Origin of the sequence: Ancylobacter sp. 3268 (assembly GCF_031456575.1) — a bacterium.
Classification (GTDB): domain Bacteria; phylum Pseudomonadota; class Alphaproteobacteria; order Rhizobiales; family Xanthobacteraceae; genus Ancylobacter.
Genome location: NZ_JAVDUX010000015.1, coordinates 78,050 through 94,899, shown reverse-complemented (window position 1 = coordinate 94,899; position 16,850 = coordinate 78,050). Strand labels below are relative to the sequence as shown.

Genomic DNA, 16,850 nt, shown 5'->3' with positions numbered 1-16,850 from the left:
TGGACAAGCAGGAAAACGGGGAGGCTGGCGCGCCGGCTTGCAAAGCGCCACCCACGCCCTAGTTTCACTCGGCCCGGCTCTTGCCTGTTGCCAGGCGTCCGCGAAACATCGGTGCGTCCGCGAAACATCGGTTCAAACCAGTCCATGCGCTTTCCGCCCTCGTTCCTCGACGAGATCCGCCAACGCCTCCCGCTGTCGGAGGTGGTGGGCAAGCGCGTGCAGCTGAAGAAGCAGGGGCGGGAATGGCGCGGCCTCTCCCCGTTCAACGCCGAGAAGACGCCGTCCTTCTATGTCAACGACCAGAAGGGCTTCTATCACTGCTTCTCCTCCGGCAAGCATGGTGACCAGTTCGATTTCCTGATGGAGACCGAGGGGCTCGCCTTCCCCGAGGCGGTGGAGCGGCTCGCCGGCATGGCCGGCGTGCCGATGCCGGTCGCCTCCCGCGAGGAGGAGGCGAAGGAAGTCCGCCGCAAGACCCTGCACGAGGTGATGGAGCTCGCCGCCAAATATTACGAGGCGATGCTGCAGGGCCGCGCCGGCGCCAAGGGGCGGGGCTATCTTGCTGATCGGGGCCTCGGCCCGGCGACGCAGGCGCGCTTCCGCATCGGCTACGCGCTGCCGGAGCGCTTTGCGCTGAAGGAGGCGCTCGGCGCCCGCGGCGTCCCGGTCGAGGACATGGTGGAAGCCGGGCTGCTTATCGCCGCCGACGACATACCGGTCCCCTATGACCGTTTCCGCGACCGCGTGATGTTCCCCATCCACGATCTGCGCGGCCGCGTGGTCGCCTTTGGCGGGCGGGCGCTGGAGAAGGACGTCCCGGCGAAATACCTGAACTCGCCGGAGACCCCGCTCTTCCACAAGGGGGCGCTGCTCTATAACGGCTTTCAGGCCCGTGCGGCCGCCCATAAGGGCGCGCCGGTGATCGCGGTCGAGGGCTATGTCGATGTCATCGCCATGGTCGAGGCCGGCTTTTCCGCCACCGTCGCCCCGCTCGGCACCGCGCTCACCGAGGAGCAGCTGGCGCTGTTGTGGAAGATGGCGCCAGAGCCGCTGCTTTTGTTCGACGGCGACAAGGCCGGTCGCCGCGCCGCCTGGCGGGCGATGGACCTGGCCTTGCCGCACCTGAAGCCGGGCGTCAGCCTCTCTTTCGGCATGCTGCCGGAAGGACAGGACCCCGACGACCTCATCCGTGCCGGCGGCCGCGAGGCGATGGAAGCCGTGCTGGCGCAGGCCCGCCCGCTCGCCGAGGTGCTGTGGGCGCGCGAATTGGAGAGCGCCACCTACGACACGCCCGAGCGGCGCGCGGCGCTGGAAGCGCGCATCGGCGAGATCGTCCGTGTCATCGGCGACGAGACGGTGCGCAAGCATTATCGCGCGGATTTGATGGAGCGGCTCCGCGGGCTTTTCGCCCCCGCCTTCGTCTCGGCCGGCGGCGGGCGTCGCGCGTTCGGCGAGGGGCGGCAGGGGCAGGGCAGGGGCAAGCCGGGCCGTGGACGCGCCGGCGGCTGGGGTGAGCGCGCGCCCTTGCCCCGCGACGCGGTTGCCGGCGAGGCGGTGCGCCGTTCGGCGCTGATCCAGGGGACGGCCAGCGCGGTGCCGCGCAACGAGGCGCTGCTGCTCTTCGCGCTGATGAACCATCCTTGGCTGCTCGACCGTTCGGCGGAGGACCTTGCCGAGCTGCCTTTCCTCAACAAGGAGGCCGATCAGCTGCGCCAGGTGCTGCTCGCCGCCCATATCGAGGGCTGCGAGGATGCCGAAAGTGTCGCCGCCCGCATCGAGGCGGAAGGGCTTGCCGATCTCGCCCGTCGCCTGGCGGCGCAGGCGGTGCCGCGGCATGACTGGCCGGCCTTCGCCAATGCCGCGCCGAACGACGTCGAGTTGTGGTGGCATCAGCGGCTGGTCTTGCACCGGCGTGCCCACGCTCTATCTAAGGACATCAAGGAGGCGGAAAGACGCCTCGCCGAGGAGCCCGACGAACTCAACTGGGCTCGTTTCCTCGACGTACAAAGACAGCTTGCGGCACTTGACGGGACCGAAGCTTTGGTAGAGGGGTTCGGCGCCGCCTCCGGACGATCGGGGCGGTCGATGTGAGAAGGTTCAGGGTCCCCCGCCCGCGAGCGTGAAAGCGCCGTGGCGCGAGAGGCCCCTGTTTGCGTCGGTATCATCTTCGCGTCGGTATCGCCCGGCCGGCGCGGGGGAGGGTTCGGGACAGGCAAGCGGACGTTTACGGTTCAGGCTGTAAACGCGGCAGGCCGGCCCGCATTTTCCCGAAGGCGGGACGTTGGTTCAGGCGGCGGTTTGCCCGCCGCTTTTGACCGGGGGCATTTGCCGCCGGTGGTCGAAGGAGCACGCGCATGGCGAAGCAGGCAGCGGAAGCGACCGAAGCCCCCGAGAAGGATGGCGATACCCCGGACAGCCCGTTGCTCGATCTTTCGGACGCCGCCGTCCGGAAGATGATCAAGCTCGCCAAGAAGCGCGGCTATGTCACCTATGACGAGCTGAACGAGGTTCTGCCCTCGGAGCAGAACACCTCCGACCAGATCGAAGACATCTATGCGATGCTCAACGAGATGGGCATCAATGTCGTCGAGGCCGAGGAGGCCGAGGCCGACGGCGAGGGCGAGGAAGGCGGCGAGGCGGCCGAGGACGACGAGGAGAGCGGCGGCGAGATCGCCGAATCCGCGCCGCGCGCCGTCATCCGCTCCGAGACCAAGTCCGAGCCGGGCGAGCGCACCGACGATCCGGTGCGCATGTATCTGCGCGAGATGGGTTCGGTCGAGCTGCTGTCGCGCGAGGGCGAGATCGCCATCGCCAAGCGCATCGAGGCCGGCCGCGAGGCGATGATCGCCGGCCTGTGCGAGAGTCCGCTCACCTTCCAGGCCATCATCATCTGGCGCGACGAACTCGTCGAAGGCAAGGTGCTGCTGCGCGACATCATCGACCTCGAGGCGACCTATGCCGGTCCCGAGGCAAAGAACGGCCCGATCGTCGAGGGCGGTTCCATCGCGCCCGATGGCGACGAGGCCCGCGAGCCGACGCTCGGCGAGACCATCGCTGCCGATGACGATGACGACATGGAGAATTCCCTGTCGCTCGCCGCCATGGAAGCCGAGATCAAGCCGAAGGTGCTGGAGACCTTCGACAGCATCGCCGACGCTTACAAGAAGCTGCGCCGCCTGCAGGACCAGAACGTCGAGTCCAAGCTCAAGAACGAGAGCCTGTCGCCGTCGCAGGACCGCAAGTACAAGACGCTGAAGGACCAGCTGATCGGCGAGGTCAAGTCGCTCTCGCTCAACCAGGCCCGCATCGACAACCTCGTCGAGCAGCTTTACGACATCAACAAGCGCCTCGTTTCGCTCGAAGGCCGTCTCATGCGCCTCGCCGAGAGCTTCGGCGTCGCCCGCGAGGACTTCCTCAAGCAGTATCAGGGCTACGAGCTCGATCCCAAGTGGATCAACCGCGTGAAGAACCTCACCTCGCGCGGCTGGAAGGGCTTCGTCGGCCAGGAACTGGACGGCATCAAGGATCTGCGCTCGGAAATCCACGCGCTGGCCACCGAGACCGGGCTCGAGATCCTCGAGTTCCGCAAGATCGTGCAGATGGTGCAGAAGGGCGAGAAGGAAGCCCGTCAGGCCAAGAAGGAAATGGTCGAGGCAAACCTGCGCCTCGTCATCTCCATCGCCAAGAAATACACCAATCGCGGCCTGCAGTTCCTCGATCTGATCCAGGAAGGCAATATCGGCCTGATGAAGGCGGTCGACAAGTTCGAGTACCGCCGGGGTTATAAGTTTTCGACCTATGCCACCTGGTGGATCCGGCAGGCGATCACCCGCTCGATCGCCGATCAGGCCCGCACCATCCGCATTCCCGTGCACATGATCGAGACGATCAACAAGATCGTGCGCACCTCGCGCCAGATGCTGCACGAGATCGGCCGCGAGCCGACCCCGGAAGAGCTGGCCGAGAAGCTCGGCATGCCGCTGGAGAAGGTCCGCAAGGTCCTGAAGATCGCCAAGGAGCCGATCTCGCTCGAAACCCCGATCGGCGACGAGGAGGACAGCCACCTCGGCGACTTCATCGAGGACAAGAACGCCATCCTGCCGATCGACGCGGCGATCCAGTCGAACCTGCGCGAGACCACGACCCGCGTGCTGGCGAGCCTGACGCCGCGCGAGGAGCGCGTGCTGCGCATGCGCTTCGGCATCGGCATGAACACCGATCACACGCTGGAAGAGGTCGGCCAGCAGTTCTCGGTGACCCGCGAGCGTATCCGTCAGATCGAGGCGAAGGCGCTGCGCAAGCTCAAGCACCCAAGCCGCTCGCGCAAGCTCAGGAGCTTCCTCGACAACTGAGCGGCGGGGCGGCTCCGGCTTGAGCATAGCCGGCGATGGCGCACAGGAAAATGCCGGAGGCGGCGGACGGCGAGGCCAGGAGCCTCGCGACGCCGCCTTTGTCGTTTTTCGTCCGTCTCGGTCGGCCGATTGCGACGCGGCGCGTGTTCTTCGGCCGTCTGGGTACGGCGGTCGCCATCTGGTTCGCGATCATGCTGTTCGGGCTGGCGGTCGGCATGGCCGGCTATGCCGGCTTCGAAGGCATGGGCTTCGTCGATGCCTATCTCAATGCCGCGATGATCCTGTCCGGCATGGGGCCGGTGGCGGAGCTGAAGACCGAGGCCGGCAAGCTGTTCGCCGGTTCCTACGCCATCTTCTCCGGCCTTGTCATCGTGCTGGCGACCGGCGTGGTGCTGTCGCCCATCGTCCATCACGTGCTGCACGTCTTTCATGCCGATATGGACGATGACGGCAAGCCGGACAATCCGCGCTGACGCCGCCGAGGCGGGCGTTCGTCGCACGAGCGCCCTCCTGATTCCGCTCTCTTTGTTGCTGCCTCTGTCCGGCATGCCGGCCCGAGCCCCTCTCCCGATCGGGGAGAGGGGATAGGGTGAGGGCGCGCCCCCTGGCGGCGTGCCCTCACAACCGCTTCACCAGCGCCACCAGCTGATCGAGCGCGGTGGCCCAGCCCTGGTGGAAGCCCATCTCCTCGTGCTGCTGCTTCGCCTCCGCGTCCTTGTGGAGGGCGCGGGCGACATAGAGGGTGCCGGAGGCGGTCGGGGTGATCTCGACCGAGGCGCTCATGAAGGCGCCGGCATTCGGACGGTAGCCGGGCCCGAGCGCGTCGGTGAACACCAGCAGCGTCTGCGGGATGACGAACAGCACGCAGCCGGTGCTGTCATGCACCTGTCCTTCCGGCCCCTGCATCACGGTGCGGAACTTGCCGCCGGGCCGCAGGTCGAGCTCGCATTCCGTGGTCCGCCACGGCGCCGGGGTGAACCATTGCTTCAGCAGCTCCGGCTCGGTCCAGGCGCGCCACACCAACTGCGGCGGCACGTCCACCTCCCGCCGCAGCTCCAGGTCGAGCGAGGGGTCGAAAACACTGTTCGGCACGGTGGTCATGGCGTTTCCTCTTGGTTGTTCAGCCGTAGGAGCAGGTCGTCGAGCTGATCGAGCCGCTGGGTCCACAGAAGCCGCTGGGCCTCGAGCCAATGGCCGGCGGTCGCCAAAGGCTCGGTGCGCAGGCTGCAGGTGCGCACCCGGCCGATCTTGCGGGTGGCGACGAGGCCGCTGTCCTCCAGCACCTTGAGATGCTGCAGGAAACTCGGTAGCGCCATCTCGAACGGGCGGGCAAGGTCGCTCACCGAGGCCGGCCCGCGTACCAGCGCTTCCACGACCGCGCGGCGGGTGGGATCGGCGAGGGCGCGAAAGGTGCCGTCGAGAGCGGCCAGCATTGTGTCCATGGGTCGACGCTAGAGCAGGATAATAGTTAGGTCAATGCCTAACTATTATCGGCTGCCGTGGAGATCGAGGGCCGCGGCACGTTTCCGGCGGCCGGTCCGCAACCCTCCGGATTGTCGGGAATGCTGTCGTGCAATATATATTGGAATTATTCTAAAAACGGTATGCCATGTTTGCCAGCCTCGCCAATCGTCGCCGCTTCTCAGATCTGTCGGAGAAAGAGGTGCTCGCGCTCGCCATCGCCTCGGAGGAGGATGACGGGCGCATCTACGCCACCTATGCCGAGCGCCTGCGCGCCGGCTTCCCCGACACCGCCGCCACCTTCGATGCCATGGCAGCGGAGGAGGACGGCCACCGCGCGCGGCTCATCGCCCTGTTCCAGCAGCGCTTCGGCACGGTCATCCCGCTGATCCGCCGCGAGCATGTCGCCGGCTATTATTCGCGCCGGCCGGTCTGGCTGATCGAGAATCTGGGCATCGAGCGCATCCGCCGGGAGGCGGCGCGCATGGAGGACGACGCGGCGGATTTCTATACCCGCGCCGCGCAGGCCAGCACCGACGCCGCCACCCGCAAGCTGCTCGGCGACCTCGCCCGCGAGGAGCGCAAGCATTACGACCTCGCCGAGCATATGGAGGCGGACCACCGGACCAGCGACGCCCGCGCCGAGGAGGACGACCGCGCACGGCGGCAATTCGTGCTCACCTGGGTGCAGCCGGGCCTCGCCGGGCTGATGGACGGCTCGGTATCGACGCTGGCGCCGATCTTCGCCACCGCCTTCGCCACCCAGAATTCCTGGACGACGTTGCAGGTGGGCCTCGCCGCCGCCATCGGCGCCGGCATCTCCATGGGCTTCACCGAGGCGGCGCATGATGACGGGGTGATCTCCGGGCGGGGCTCGCCGATCAAGCGCGGCATCGCCTCGGGGGTGATGACGGCGGTCGGCGGCCTTGGCCACGCGCTGCCCTATCTCATCCCGGATTTCTGGACCGCGACGACCCTCGCCGTCGCGGTGGTGTTCGTCGAATTGTGGGCGATCGCCTTTATCCAGAACCGCTATATGGAGACGCCCTTCCTGCGCTCGGTGGTGCAGGTGGTGATCGGTGGCGTGCTGGTGCTCGCCACCGGTATTCTCATCGGCGGCAGCTGATGCGCCGGCAGGTCGCTAGGTCCGCTCGCCCGGATCATTCGCCGGGAATGGGGTGGTTGGCGCGCCGCTGCACGCGGGTCGAGGCGTCCACATAGGCAAGCGTGCCGGCGAAGCCGCCAAACAGCATCAGCGTGGCGGCGAGGAACAGGATGGTCTCGATGGGCATGGCATCCTCCGTTCGGTGCAAGCTCCGTTCGGTGCAAGCGGCCAACAGGTTAGCGCCGCCTCGCCGACGCCTCCTTGCGCTGTGTCAAGGCGGCGGGAAGGGCGCTGCCGGCGGGCGGCGTCTTGCGCCAAAGGGGTTACCGGCCCCTTGGCGGCGGGGCGCGCCGGTCGTAGTTTCGCCGCCTCCTTGTTCGCGGGTTCGCCATGTCGTCACGCCGCCTGATCCTCGCCCTGTTCATCCTGGCCGGGCTGTCGCTGCCCGCCCGCGCCTTCGAAGCCGGGCGGCCGCCCTGGCCCGACACCGCCCTGGCGCGACTCCAGGCCTATGCGCTGGTGCAGACGCTCAATGCCGAGCTGCTCTCCAATGCCAGCGCCACCCTCACGCTCGACCGCTGGTGCGTCGCGCATGCGCTGGCGCCGGCCGGCGCCAAGGTGGTGGCCGACCGCGTGCGCGAAGCCGACAAGCCGGCCGACGCCGCCATACGCGAGCTGCTTGGCGCCGGGCTGCAGGAGCGCATTGTCTATCGCCGGGTGCGCCTCACCTGCGGGGAGCGGGTGCTGTCGGAGGCGGACAACTGGTATCGTCCCGCCCTGCTCGCCGAGGAGATGAACCGCGAGCTGGAGACCACCGATACCGCCTTCGGCCGGGTGGTGCGCCCGCTCGGCTTCAGCCGCTCCACCCTCACGGCCAAGCTGCTGTGGCAGCCGCTGCCGACGGGATGGGAGACGGGTGCGCCGATCCCCGCCGATCCCGGCCGCAGCCTCGACATGCCGGATTTCCTGCTGGAGCATCGCGCGGTGCTGAAGCTGCCGGACGGGCGCCCGTTCAGTGCCCTTGTCGAGACCTATACGCGCGACATCCTCGCCTTCCCGCCGCCACCCTAGGCGAGGCGCCGCGCACCCCTGGCGAGGCGCATCGAGACGAAGTCGCGGAACGAAGTCGCGACCTTGGCGGTTTGAGCGAGAGCGCCTCCCGGGCGGAGGCCGCCTCCAGGGAGCCCCGTCATGATCACACGTCGCACTTTGCTCGCCGCCGCCGGTGCCGTCGCCGCCAGCGGTCTGGCCGGCCCGCATGTCGCCCGAGCCGCCGCGCCGTTCCAGCAGCCGCCGCTGCCCTATGGCGAGGATGCGCTTGCGCCCACCATTTCCGCGCGCACCGTCGGCCTGCATTACGGCAAGCACCACAAGGCCTATTTCGACAAGCTCAACAAGCTGGTCGAGGGCAAGCCCTATGCCGATATGGAGCTGGAGGAGGTGATCCGCCGCGCCAAGGCGGACAATGCCACGCCGGTGTTCAACAATGCCGGCCAGGCGTGGAACCACAATTTCTATTGGCAGCAGTTTAACGGCGGCCCGGCCGCGCCGCCCGCCGCCCTGGTGGAGGCTGCCACCCGCGATTTCGGCGGCATCGATCCGCTGAAGGCCAAGATGGTGGAGACCGCCGACGGCGTGTTCGGCACCGGCTGGGTGTGGCTGGTGGCGGATAATGGCAAGCTGCAGGTGCTCGGCCTGCAGGATGCCGGCAACCCGATCGCCGAGGGCAAGACGCCGCTGCTCGGCATCGATGTGTGGGAGCATGCCTATTATCTCGATTGGGAGAACCGGCGCACCGCCCATGTGAAGGCGCTGCTCGACGAGCGGGTGAACTGGGCCTTCGTCGGCGAGCGCCTTGCCGGCTAGAGCATTTCGGGCGACGAGGATTCCGTTCGCATCGAGGCTGGATCGTTTCGGCGTTTCCGTGAAAGGCTGAAACGATCTAGACCGGGCTCGGCGTCGTCATCGCCTTGTCGACCAATAGGGCGAGGCCGATCAGCGCCAGGAAGCCGAGGAAGAACAGGCCGAACAGGATGAAGGAGATCCGCCGCGCCAGCGCCGAGATGCCGGTTAGGCCGATGCCGCCGGCGATGAGCGAGATCACCAGGAAGATGACGGCGTATTTGAACATTGGCGGGTCTCCGTCGCGGGGGCGCGGACGGTAACGCCGCACCCGGCCGCGGGTTCCGCCTCAGGCGCCGTCGGAGCGCCCGTCCTGCGGCGCCAGCACCGGATCCTGCGCGGCGGCCCCCGGCGGCAGCGGCGGCGGGTCCTCGCCGGCAATGTCGGCGATTATCGCGTCGCCATCGGCCGCGGCCTTCGGCACCGGCATTTCCGGCGTCGGCACCATGCCGGTCGGCGAGCAGGCGACCGCCTCCGCCGTCTTGGCGGCGAGCGGCGCTTCCTTGTGCCAGATCATCCGCCACTGCACGAAGACGAACAGCAGCAGGTGGCTGATGGCGGTGAAGAAGAACAGCGCTCCGGGCCCGTAATGCAGCATGCCGACCGAGGCGAGCGAGGGACCGACCACCGAGCCGACGCCATAGGCGAGCAGGAGCCCGGCCGCCGTTTCCACCGCCTCGGCCGGCGGCGTGCGGTCATAGGCATGGGCGGCGGCGAGCGAATAGGCCGGCAACGCCAGCGCCCCATAGAGCAAGCCGAGGCCGCTGAGGCCGAGCAGCCCGAGCGGCATCGCGCCCAGCACCACGCCGGCCAAGATGGCGCCGGCGAGGATCCAGGCGAGGATCCGCCGCCGGTCCATGCGGTCGGACAGGAAGCCGACCGGCCACTGCGCGACGGCACCGGCCACCACCACGGCGCTCATGAAGGTCGCGGCGCCATCGGCGGTGAGCCCGCGCCCGATGCCGAAGATCGGTCCCAGCGACCACAGCGAGCCATTGGTCAGCCCGACCACGAAGCAGCCGACGATTCCCACCGGCGCGGCGCGCATCAGCCGGATCGGGCGGATGCGCGCGGTCTCGATCGGCGCCGGCTGGCCGGCCCCGGTCATCGCCACCGGCAGCGTCGCCAGCGAGAACAGGATGGCGGCGACGGCGAACAGTTCGAAGCCGCGCACCGGCGACAGGGTGATCATCATCTGGCCGGCGGTCAGCGCCGCATAGTCGATGATGACATAGGCGCTCATGACGAAGCCGCGGGTCTGGTTGGTGGCGCGGTCGTTCAGCCAGCTTTCGATGACGAGATAGAGTCCGGCGAAGCAGAAGCCGGTAATCGCGCGCAGCACGAACCAGACCGTCGGCTCGATCCACAGCGGATGCGCCAGCATTGCCGCCACCGCGCCGGAGGTCAGTGCCGCGAAGGCGCGGATATGCCCGGAGCGGCGCACCAGGCGCGGCACGATCAGGCAGCCGGCGACGAAGCCGAGATAATAGCTCGACCCCAGCACGCCGAGCTGCACGGCGCTGAAGCCCTCGAAGGCGCCGCGCAGCGGCAGCAGCGTGTTCTGCAGGCCGCTGCCGGTCACGAGGAAGAACACGCCGAGCAGCAACGCCGCGACGGGGCCGAGGGTCTTGGCCATGACAGGTCCGGTAAGGTGAGGCGTGGAAAGGAATGGAACGCGCGGATGCGATACCGGTTTCAGATCCCATATTTCGCGCGTTGCTTCCATTCGCTTTTCGGCATTTTTTCCCGATCGGACGCAGATCGTCGGGCGCGGCCCCGTAAAGCGTCCGCGCGAGCGGCTCGCCGGTGAGCAGGACTTCGCGACATTCGGCCGTCATCGACGATGTGCAGCCTTCCGCGGCCGCCTCGCCGTCCGCGCGGGAATCGCGATAGGCTTGTGTTCAGCGAACCGGGGAGGGAGACGGCCATGAGCGTCGCGCCGACAAACAATGCAGCGGCCCGCGGGGGAGTGGAGGGCGCCATTTCCATCGCTTCCGATCATCTCTCCGCCGAGATTGCCCCGCTCGGTGCCGAGCTGGTGCGCCTGCGCGATGCGCAGGGGCGCGATCTGCTCTGGCACGGCGACGCTGCGTTCTGGAACGGCCGGGCGCCGCTGCTGTTTCCCATCGTCGGCCGGTTGCCGGGGGACGAGCTGGTGCACAAGGGCCAGCGCTACAAGATGCTCCAGCATGGCCTCGCCCGGCGCCGCGTCTTCGCCCTCGTCGAGAACGGGCCGTCCTTTGTCACTTTCGGGCTCGATGCCGATGACGAGACCCGCGCGCAATACCCGTTCGACTTCGCCCTGCGCGTCACCTACGCGCTGGCCGAGGCGACGCTCGCCATCACCGCGACGGTGTCCAATCCCGGCGCCGAGCCGCTGCCGGCGAGCTTCGGTTTCCACCCCGCCTTCCTCTGGCCGCTGCCTTATGGCGGCGCGCGCGGCGAGCATCGGCTGGTGTTCGAGAAGGCGGAGGTGGCGCCGATCCATCGCCCGGTTGGCGGTCTGCTCTCGGCGGCGGCCGAGCCGAGCCCGCTCGTCCATGGCGACGTGCTGGAGCCGACCGACGCCCTGTTCGAGCGCGACGCGCTGATCTTCACCGAGCCGCGCTCGCGCCATGTGCGTTTCGGGGTGCCGGGCGAGCAGGGGCTGGAAGTGGCCTTCCCTTCCATGCCGCAGCTCGGCATCTGGTCGAAGCCCGGTGCGCCCTTCCTGTGCATCGAGCCGTGGTACGGCTATGCCAGCCCCGAGGGCGCCGCCGGCGAGTTCGCCGACAAGCCGGGCCTGGCGCATATCCCGCCGGGCGGCGCGCGGGATTTCGCCATGTCGGTGCGCTGGCTGCCCGATGTCGGGCGCATCGAGGCCTGACCGCCCTCCGCGTGCCCGGCGGCGGCTGGCCGGGAGGCTGCCGCACGATCGCGGGTGAGCGCGCTACGTCGCCGGTGTCTCGATGCCGTCGCCGACGATGCGGTCGCGCCCGGCCCGCTTGGCGGCATAGAGCGCCGCGTCGGCGCGGGCGATCAGGTCGAGCCCGTCTATCGCATGGCCGGGCTGCGCCGCCACGCCGATGCTGACGGTGACGATGGCGCTTTCCGGCCGGGGAATACCGGCCGCCACGAGCCGGTCGCGCACCCGCGCCGCCACCTCCATCGCCCCGGCGAGATCGCTGCCGGGCAGCAGCATCACGAATTCCTCGCCGCCGAAGCGGGCCACCGTGTCGCTTTTGCGCAGCGCGACGCCGGCGAGCGCCTCGCCGACCCGGCGCAGCACCATGTCGCCGGCGAGATGGCCGAGCTGGTCGTTGATGGCCTTGAAGCGGTCGATATCGATGAGCAGCGCCGACAGCGGTTCGGTGCGCCGGTTGCAATCGGCGGCGGCGCGCAGCAGCGCATCGTCGAAGCCGCGGCGGTTGGCGAGGCCGGTCAGCGCGTCGATGCGGGTTTCCGCCGCCAGTTCCTCGTTGCGCTGCGCCAGCGCCACCGCATCGACGGCGATGGCGGCGAGCGCTTCCAGCGGCGAGAAATCGAACGGGTCGTCCGCGGCGGCCGGCGCGCGCCGCATCACGCAGAGCGAGCCGATGGCGAGATCGGGGGCGGCGATCAGCGGCACCCCGGCATAGAAGCGCAGCGGAATCTGCGGCACCACCGGGTGGCCGGCGAAGCGCGGATCGCTCTTCAGGTCCGGCGACATCAGCGGCGCGCCGGTGGAAATGATGTGCTGGCACACCGACAGCTTCCGGTCGATGGAGGTCCCTACCAGCGGCGCGCTCAGCGATTTCATCCACTGGCGATGCTCGTCGATGAAGCTGAGGAAGGCGACGTCGGCGTCGTAGAGGTGCTGGGCGAGCCAGGTCAGGCGGTCGAAGCGTTCGTCGCCGGGGGAGTCCATCATGCGGCAGGCCTCGAGCACGGCCAGCCGCTCGGTTTCATTCACCGGCTGAGGAGGAACCTGCCACATGCGTCGCCGATGGGTTGAGGTTGGGAGGGGAGGGAAACGTCGGCCGTTCACTTCCGGCCGCGTGTCGCCTTCTTCGCAGGTGAAAGGCTTGGCGCAGGTTCGACGCCGGCCCCGTAGCCGTCAACCGCCGAGAGGTCGGTGATGAAGGTTTCGCACCACCTGTGGATGGTGTTGCGGGTCACCTTCTCCATATTGGCGCGCCAGCGATCCTTGCGCTCGCCAAGCGTCATCGACAGCGCCGAGTTGAGCGCGTCCGCCATGCCCTCGACATCGTAGGGGTTGACGATCACCGAACCGGAGAGCTCGTCGGCGGCGCCGGCGAAGCGGGAGAGCACCAGCACGCCCGGGTCCTCAGGATTCTGCGCCGCCACATACTCCTTGGCGACGAGGTTCATGCCGTCGCGCAGCGGTGTCACCAGCCCCAGCCTTGCGGTGCGATAGATCGCCGCCAGCGTTCCCCGCGGGAACGGCCGGTTGAGATAGCGCAGCGGCACCCAGTCGAACTCGGCATATTCGCCGTTGATCGCGCCGGCCAGCTCCTCCAGTTCGCGCCGCAGCGCCTGATACTCGCTCACCTCGCTGCGGCTGAGCGGGGCGACCTGCATCATGGTGACGGTGGAACGCCGCTCCGGATGGCTCTTGAGCAATTCGCCGAAGGCGGCGAACTTGTTCGGCAGCCCCTTGGAGTAGTCGAGCCGGTCGACGCCGACCGCCAGCGCCCGTCCGGCAAGGCTCGCCTTCAGCCGCTCTTCCTCGTCGCTGCCGGCGGCGGCCTCGGCGTCGCGCACGAAGGCGTCGGCATCGATACCGATCGGGTAGGTGGCGACGCGGAAGCGCCGGTCGCGCAGGCCCACCACGCCGCCCGGCGCGATCCAGCCGCGCGCCTCGCTCGACACATAGGTGAGCAGCGCCCGCACGTCGTGCTCGGTCTGCAGGCCGACGAGGTCGTAGTTCGACAGGTCCCGCACCAGCGCCGCATGCGAGGGCAGGGTGAGGAACACTTCCGGCGTCGGCCAGGGTATGTGGTGGAAATAGCCGATCCGCCCCTCGAAGCCGAGCGCCCGCAATTCGCTCGCCAGCGGGATGAAATGGTAATCGTGCACCCAGACGATGTCGTCGGCCTTCAGGAGCGGCATCAGCGCCCGCGCGAAGGTGGCGTTCACCCGCCGGTAGCCTTCCCAGTCGGTGCGGCGGAAATTGAGCAGGCCGAGCCGGTAATGGCACAGCGGCCACAACGTGCCGTTGGCGTAGCCGGCATAGTGGGCGCGCTGGTCCTCGGGGTCGAGGGTCTGCAGCGCGTAGGTCACCTTGCCGGAGCGGAACACCTTGGGCTCGCTCGGCGGGTCGACCTGCGTCTCGCCGCTCCAGCCGAACCACAGCCCGCCGCGCTTGTTCAGCGCCTCGCGCAGGGCAACGGCCAGCCCGCCAGCCTTGGCCCCGCGCTCCTTCGGCGAGGCCACCCGGTTTGAAACGATTACGAGCCGCGCCAGAACGCTTCCTCCCATGTCTTCGACAGGCGCATGGCCGTGTCGATGAGCCCCACCATCGAATAGGTCTGCGGAATGTTGCCCCACAGCTCCAGCGTCTGGTTGTCGATGTCCTCGGAGAGCAGCCCGGCCTCGTTGCGCCGGTCGAGCAGGCTCTGGAACATCTCGCGCGCCTCGTCGCGCCGGCCGATCATGTCGAGCGCGTTGGCGTACCAGAAGGAGCAGATGGTGAACGACGTCTCCGGCAGGCCGAAATCGTCCTCGCCGGCATAGCGCATCATGTAGCCGTTGCGCTTCAGGTCCTTGCCGACCCGCTCCACCGTGGCGACGAAGCGCGGATCGTCCGGCCGCACGAAGCCGAGATCGGCGAGCAGCAGCAGGCTGGCGTCGATCTGGCCGTCTTCCTCGGCGTCGACGAAGCTGTTCATCTCCTCGTTCCAGGCGAAGGAAAGGATGCGGGCGCGGATCGCCGCCGCCTGTTCCTTCCAGTAGGCGGCGCGGTCCGGCAGCTCCAGCACGTTGGCGATCTTGCCGAGCCGCGAACAGGCGGCCCAGCTCATCACCGCCGAGAAGGTGTGCACGCGCCTCTTGCCGCGCAGCTCCCACAGGCCGGCATCCGGCTCGAAGGCGAATTCCGCTGCCCGCGCGCCGACGCCTTCCAGCAGCTCGAACAGCGCCCGGTCGCCGCGGTTCGGCAGCCGGTGGTCGAAGAACATCTGCGTGGCGGCCAGAACGACATGGCCGTAGCCGTCATTCTGGATCTGCTCGGCCGCCTGGTTGCCGACCCGCACCGGCCCCATGCCGCGGAAGCCGGGCAAGGCCGGTGCGAAGCGCTCCTCCAGCTGGGTGCCGGGCACGATGGAATAGACCGGCGCCAGCCGCCCGGACGGCTCGGAGGCGATCACCGTGGTGAGGTAGCGGATATAGTCTTCCATGGTGCGGGTGGCGCCGAGCAGGTTCAGCGCCCGCACGGTAAAGTAGCTGTCGCGCAGCCAGCAGTGCCGGTAGTCCCAGTTGCGGATCGAGTGCGGCGCCTCGGGGATCGACGTGGTCAGCGCGGCGACGATGCCGCCGGTCTCCTCATAGGCGCACAGCTTCAGCGAGATGGCGGCGCGAACCACCGCGTCCTGCCATTCGAAGGGAATGGAGAGGTAGCGCACCCATTCCCACCAATAGTCGCGGGTCTTCTCCTCGAAGGAGCGGACGGTGTCGGTGAGCGAATTGGCGAAGGGTTCGTCCGGCCCCAGCACGATGGTCGCCGCCCGGCTCAGCACGAAGGGCCGTTCCTCGGCGATGTAGACGATCGGCAGGTCGGTGGTGGCGCGCACCGCGAAGTCGTCGCCGGCGAAGCGCATGTGGTTGGAGCCGCGCACCGGCTTCGGCGATTGTTCGCCCCAGTTGAAATGCGGGCGCAGGCGGATGGTGACGCGGCAGTTCCCGGCCAGCGGCTCGATGCGCCGCACCAGCGTCGCCGGGCGGTAGATGCGGTCATAGAGCTTGAAGCGCGGCGCGAAGTCGGTGATGCGCAGCCGCGCGCCGTCGGCGTTCTCCAGCGTGGTCTCGATGATGGCGGTATTCTCGCGATAGCGGCGGGTCGCCTTCACCTGCCCGTCGAGCCGCACATCGAAGAAGCCGCCCTCCGGCTCTTCGCCGCCGAGCATCGCCGAGAACAGCGGGTCGCCATCGATGCGCGGCCAGCAGCACCAGGCGATGCGGCCGTTCGGGTCGACCAGCGCGGCGATCGTGCCGTTGCCGATGGCGGCGAGATTGAGATTGGAGCTCATCGCGCGGCCTCCGTCTTCATGCTGTCGGCCACCACCGAGGCGAGCCAGAATCGCACTTCGCCCGGATCGTCGAACCGGAAATCCGCCTGGTCGGTCGGCCGCGGGCCGACCGCCACCGCCAGCCCGCCGGCCGCCTTCGCGGCGCCGAAGCCGTCCTCGTCGGTCACGTCGTCGCCGACGAACACCGGCATCCGGCCGGCGAAGGGCGAGGTTTCGAGGAAGCGTTTGACCGCGGTTCCCTTGGTGAGGCCGATCTGGCGGATCTCCACCACGAAGCGGCCGGCCAGCAATTCGATATCCGAGCCGAGCCGGTTGGCGATGATGGCGATCGTCGCCTTCACTTCGGCTTCGAACTGCGGCACGGCGCGGTAATGCACGGCGAGCGACAGCGGCTTGTGCTCGAGATAGACCCCCGGCCACGCCTGCAGCGCGGCGTCGAGCTCCTCCTCCAGGCGCTGGCGCCAGGAGGGGATGGCCAGCGGCACCGCCTTGCCGTTGGGGTCCAGCCGCAGCTCGGCGCCGTGCTGGCCGGCGGCGGCGAGCCGGGCGGGGGCGAAGCGGCGGTCCATCCACTCGACGGTGCGTCCGGAAACCAGCGCCACCGCGCCGGCGAAGCTGGTCTGCAGCTGCATCAGCAGCGTCGGCAGGTCCTCGGGGATGGTGACCCCTTCCGGATGGTCGGCATGCTCGATCAGCGTGCCGTCAATATCGAGGAAGAGGGCCCAATCCGATCGGGGGGTGGGGTGCGTGCCGTATCGTGGTGCGGTGCGTACTCTCGACATGCCAACCCTATACAAGCCTCGG

At 68.5% G+C, this 16,850-nt stretch carries 16 protein-coding genes; 7 read left to right on the top strand and 9 right to left on the bottom strand.

Features of this window, described 5'->3' with window-relative positions; genetic code table 11:
• Positions 1-144: 144 nt before the first annotated feature.
• The 3 genes from dnaG to J2X65_RS20200 all read left to right on the top strand — a co-directional run bounded on the left by dnaG (position 145) and on the right by J2X65_RS20200 (position 4,825).
• Positions 145-2,091 carry a DNA primase gene (gene dnaG / locus J2X65_RS20210; RefSeq protein ID WP_310204835.1) on the top strand — a complete coding sequence of 649 codons (1,947 nt, stop codon included), beginning with the start codon at positions 145-147 and terminating at the stop codon, positions 2,089-2,091.
• 263 nt (positions 2,092-2,354) lie between these two features.
• Positions 2,355-4,352 carry an RNA polymerase sigma factor RpoD gene (gene rpoD, locus J2X65_RS20205; protein ID WP_310204831.1) on the top strand — a complete coding sequence of 666 codons (1,998 nt, stop codon included), beginning with the start codon at positions 2,355-2,357 and terminating at the stop codon, positions 4,350-4,352.
• A gap of 35 nt (positions 4,353-4,387) precedes the next feature.
• The gene (locus tag J2X65_RS20200) at positions 4,388-4,825 is read left to right on the top strand and encodes a hypothetical protein (RefSeq protein WP_310204828.1); all 438 of its coding nucleotides are present in this window, start codon (positions 4,388-4,390) and stop codon (positions 4,823-4,825) included.
• A 145-nt stretch (positions 4,826-4,970) separates the two neighbouring features.
• On the opposite strand, the gene J2X65_RS20195 is transcribed toward J2X65_RS20200, so the two are convergent.
• Positions 4,971-5,453: an SRPBCC family protein gene (locus J2X65_RS20195; RefSeq protein ID WP_310204825.1), complete on the bottom strand. Its 483-nt coding sequence runs from the start codon at positions 5,451-5,453 to the stop codon at positions 4,971-4,973.
• A complete protein-coding gene (locus J2X65_RS20190) occupies positions 5,450-5,794 on the bottom strand; it encodes a metalloregulator ArsR/SmtB family transcription factor (RefSeq protein WP_310204822.1) in 345 nt (114 codons plus the stop codon). The genes J2X65_RS20195 and J2X65_RS20190 overlap by 4 nt, the downstream gene beginning before the upstream one ends.
• A 167-nt stretch (positions 5,795-5,961) precedes the next feature.
• Here J2X65_RS20190 and mbfA point away from each other — a divergent pair, with 167 nt between their 5' ends.
• The gene (gene mbfA, locus J2X65_RS20185; protein WP_310204819.1) at positions 5,962-6,939 is read left to right on the top strand and encodes an iron exporter MbfA; all 978 of its coding nucleotides are present in this window, start codon (positions 5,962-5,964) and stop codon (positions 6,937-6,939) included.
• Between the two features lie 34 nt (positions 6,940-6,973).
• Here the strand turns inward: mbfA and J2X65_RS20180 are convergent, their stop codons facing one another.
• Positions 6,974-7,105, bottom strand: a complete 132-nt coding sequence (locus J2X65_RS20180) for a hypothetical protein (protein ID WP_310204816.1) — start codon at positions 7,103-7,105, stop codon at positions 6,974-6,976.
• 203 nt (positions 7,106-7,308) lie between these two features.
• Between J2X65_RS20180 and J2X65_RS20175 the strand changes: the two genes are divergently transcribed.
• Together J2X65_RS20175 and J2X65_RS20170 are read left to right on the top strand one after the other, a co-directional pair.
• Positions 7,309-7,989, top strand: a complete 681-nt coding sequence (locus J2X65_RS20175; protein WP_310204814.1) for a hypothetical protein — start codon at positions 7,309-7,311, stop codon at positions 7,987-7,989.
• A gap of 120 nt (positions 7,990-8,109) precedes the next feature.
• Complete coding sequence (locus J2X65_RS20170) at positions 8,110-8,784, top strand: superoxide dismutase (protein WP_310204811.1); 675 nt, start codon at positions 8,110-8,112, stop codon at positions 8,782-8,784.
• A gap of 76 nt (positions 8,785-8,860) precedes the next feature.
• Here the strand turns inward: J2X65_RS20170 and J2X65_RS20165 are convergent, their stop codons facing one another.
• Together J2X65_RS20165 and J2X65_RS20160 are read right to left on the bottom strand one after the other, a co-directional pair.
• Positions 8,861-9,049 (bottom strand): DUF1328 domain-containing protein, encoded by a 189-nt coding sequence (locus J2X65_RS20165; protein ID WP_310204808.1) that lies wholly within the window; start codon positions 9,047-9,049, stop codon positions 8,861-8,863.
• 60 nt (positions 9,050-9,109) lie between these two features.
• A complete protein-coding gene (locus J2X65_RS20160; RefSeq protein WP_310204806.1) occupies positions 9,110-10,456 on the bottom strand; it encodes an MFS transporter in 1,347 nt (448 codons plus the stop codon).
• 291 nt (positions 10,457-10,747) lie between these two features.
• Here J2X65_RS20160 and J2X65_RS20155 point away from each other — a divergent pair, with 291 nt between their 5' ends.
• Positions 10,748-11,686: an aldose 1-epimerase family protein gene (locus tag J2X65_RS20155; protein WP_310204803.1), complete on the top strand. Its 939-nt coding sequence runs from the start codon at positions 10,748-10,750 to the stop codon at positions 11,684-11,686.
• A gap of 63 nt (positions 11,687-11,749) precedes the next feature.
• On the opposite strand, the gene J2X65_RS20150 is transcribed toward J2X65_RS20155, so the two are convergent.
• The 4 genes from J2X65_RS20150 to otsB form a co-directional block, all read right to left on the bottom strand.
• Positions 11,750-12,709, bottom strand: coding sequence for a sensor domain-containing diguanylate cyclase (locus J2X65_RS20150; RefSeq protein WP_310204800.1), 960 nt, complete (start codon positions 12,707-12,709; stop codon positions 11,750-11,752).
• 113 nt (positions 12,710-12,822) lie between these two features.
• On the bottom strand, positions 12,823-14,265 hold the full coding sequence (locus tag J2X65_RS20145; RefSeq protein ID WP_310204963.1) for a trehalose-6-phosphate synthase: 1,443 nt from the start codon (positions 14,263-14,265) through the stop codon (positions 12,823-12,825).
• Positions 14,250-16,046, bottom strand: coding sequence for a glycoside hydrolase family 15 protein (locus J2X65_RS20140; RefSeq protein WP_310204797.1), 1,797 nt, complete (start codon positions 16,044-16,046; stop codon positions 14,250-14,252). Before J2X65_RS20140 ends, J2X65_RS20145 begins: the two co-directional genes overlap by 16 nt.
• Positions 16,043-16,828: a trehalose-phosphatase gene (gene otsB / locus J2X65_RS20135; RefSeq protein ID WP_310204794.1), complete on the bottom strand. Its 786-nt coding sequence runs from the start codon at positions 16,826-16,828 to the stop codon at positions 16,043-16,045. Before otsB ends, J2X65_RS20140 begins: the two co-directional genes overlap by 4 nt.
• Positions 16,829-16,850: the final 22 nt, after the last annotated feature.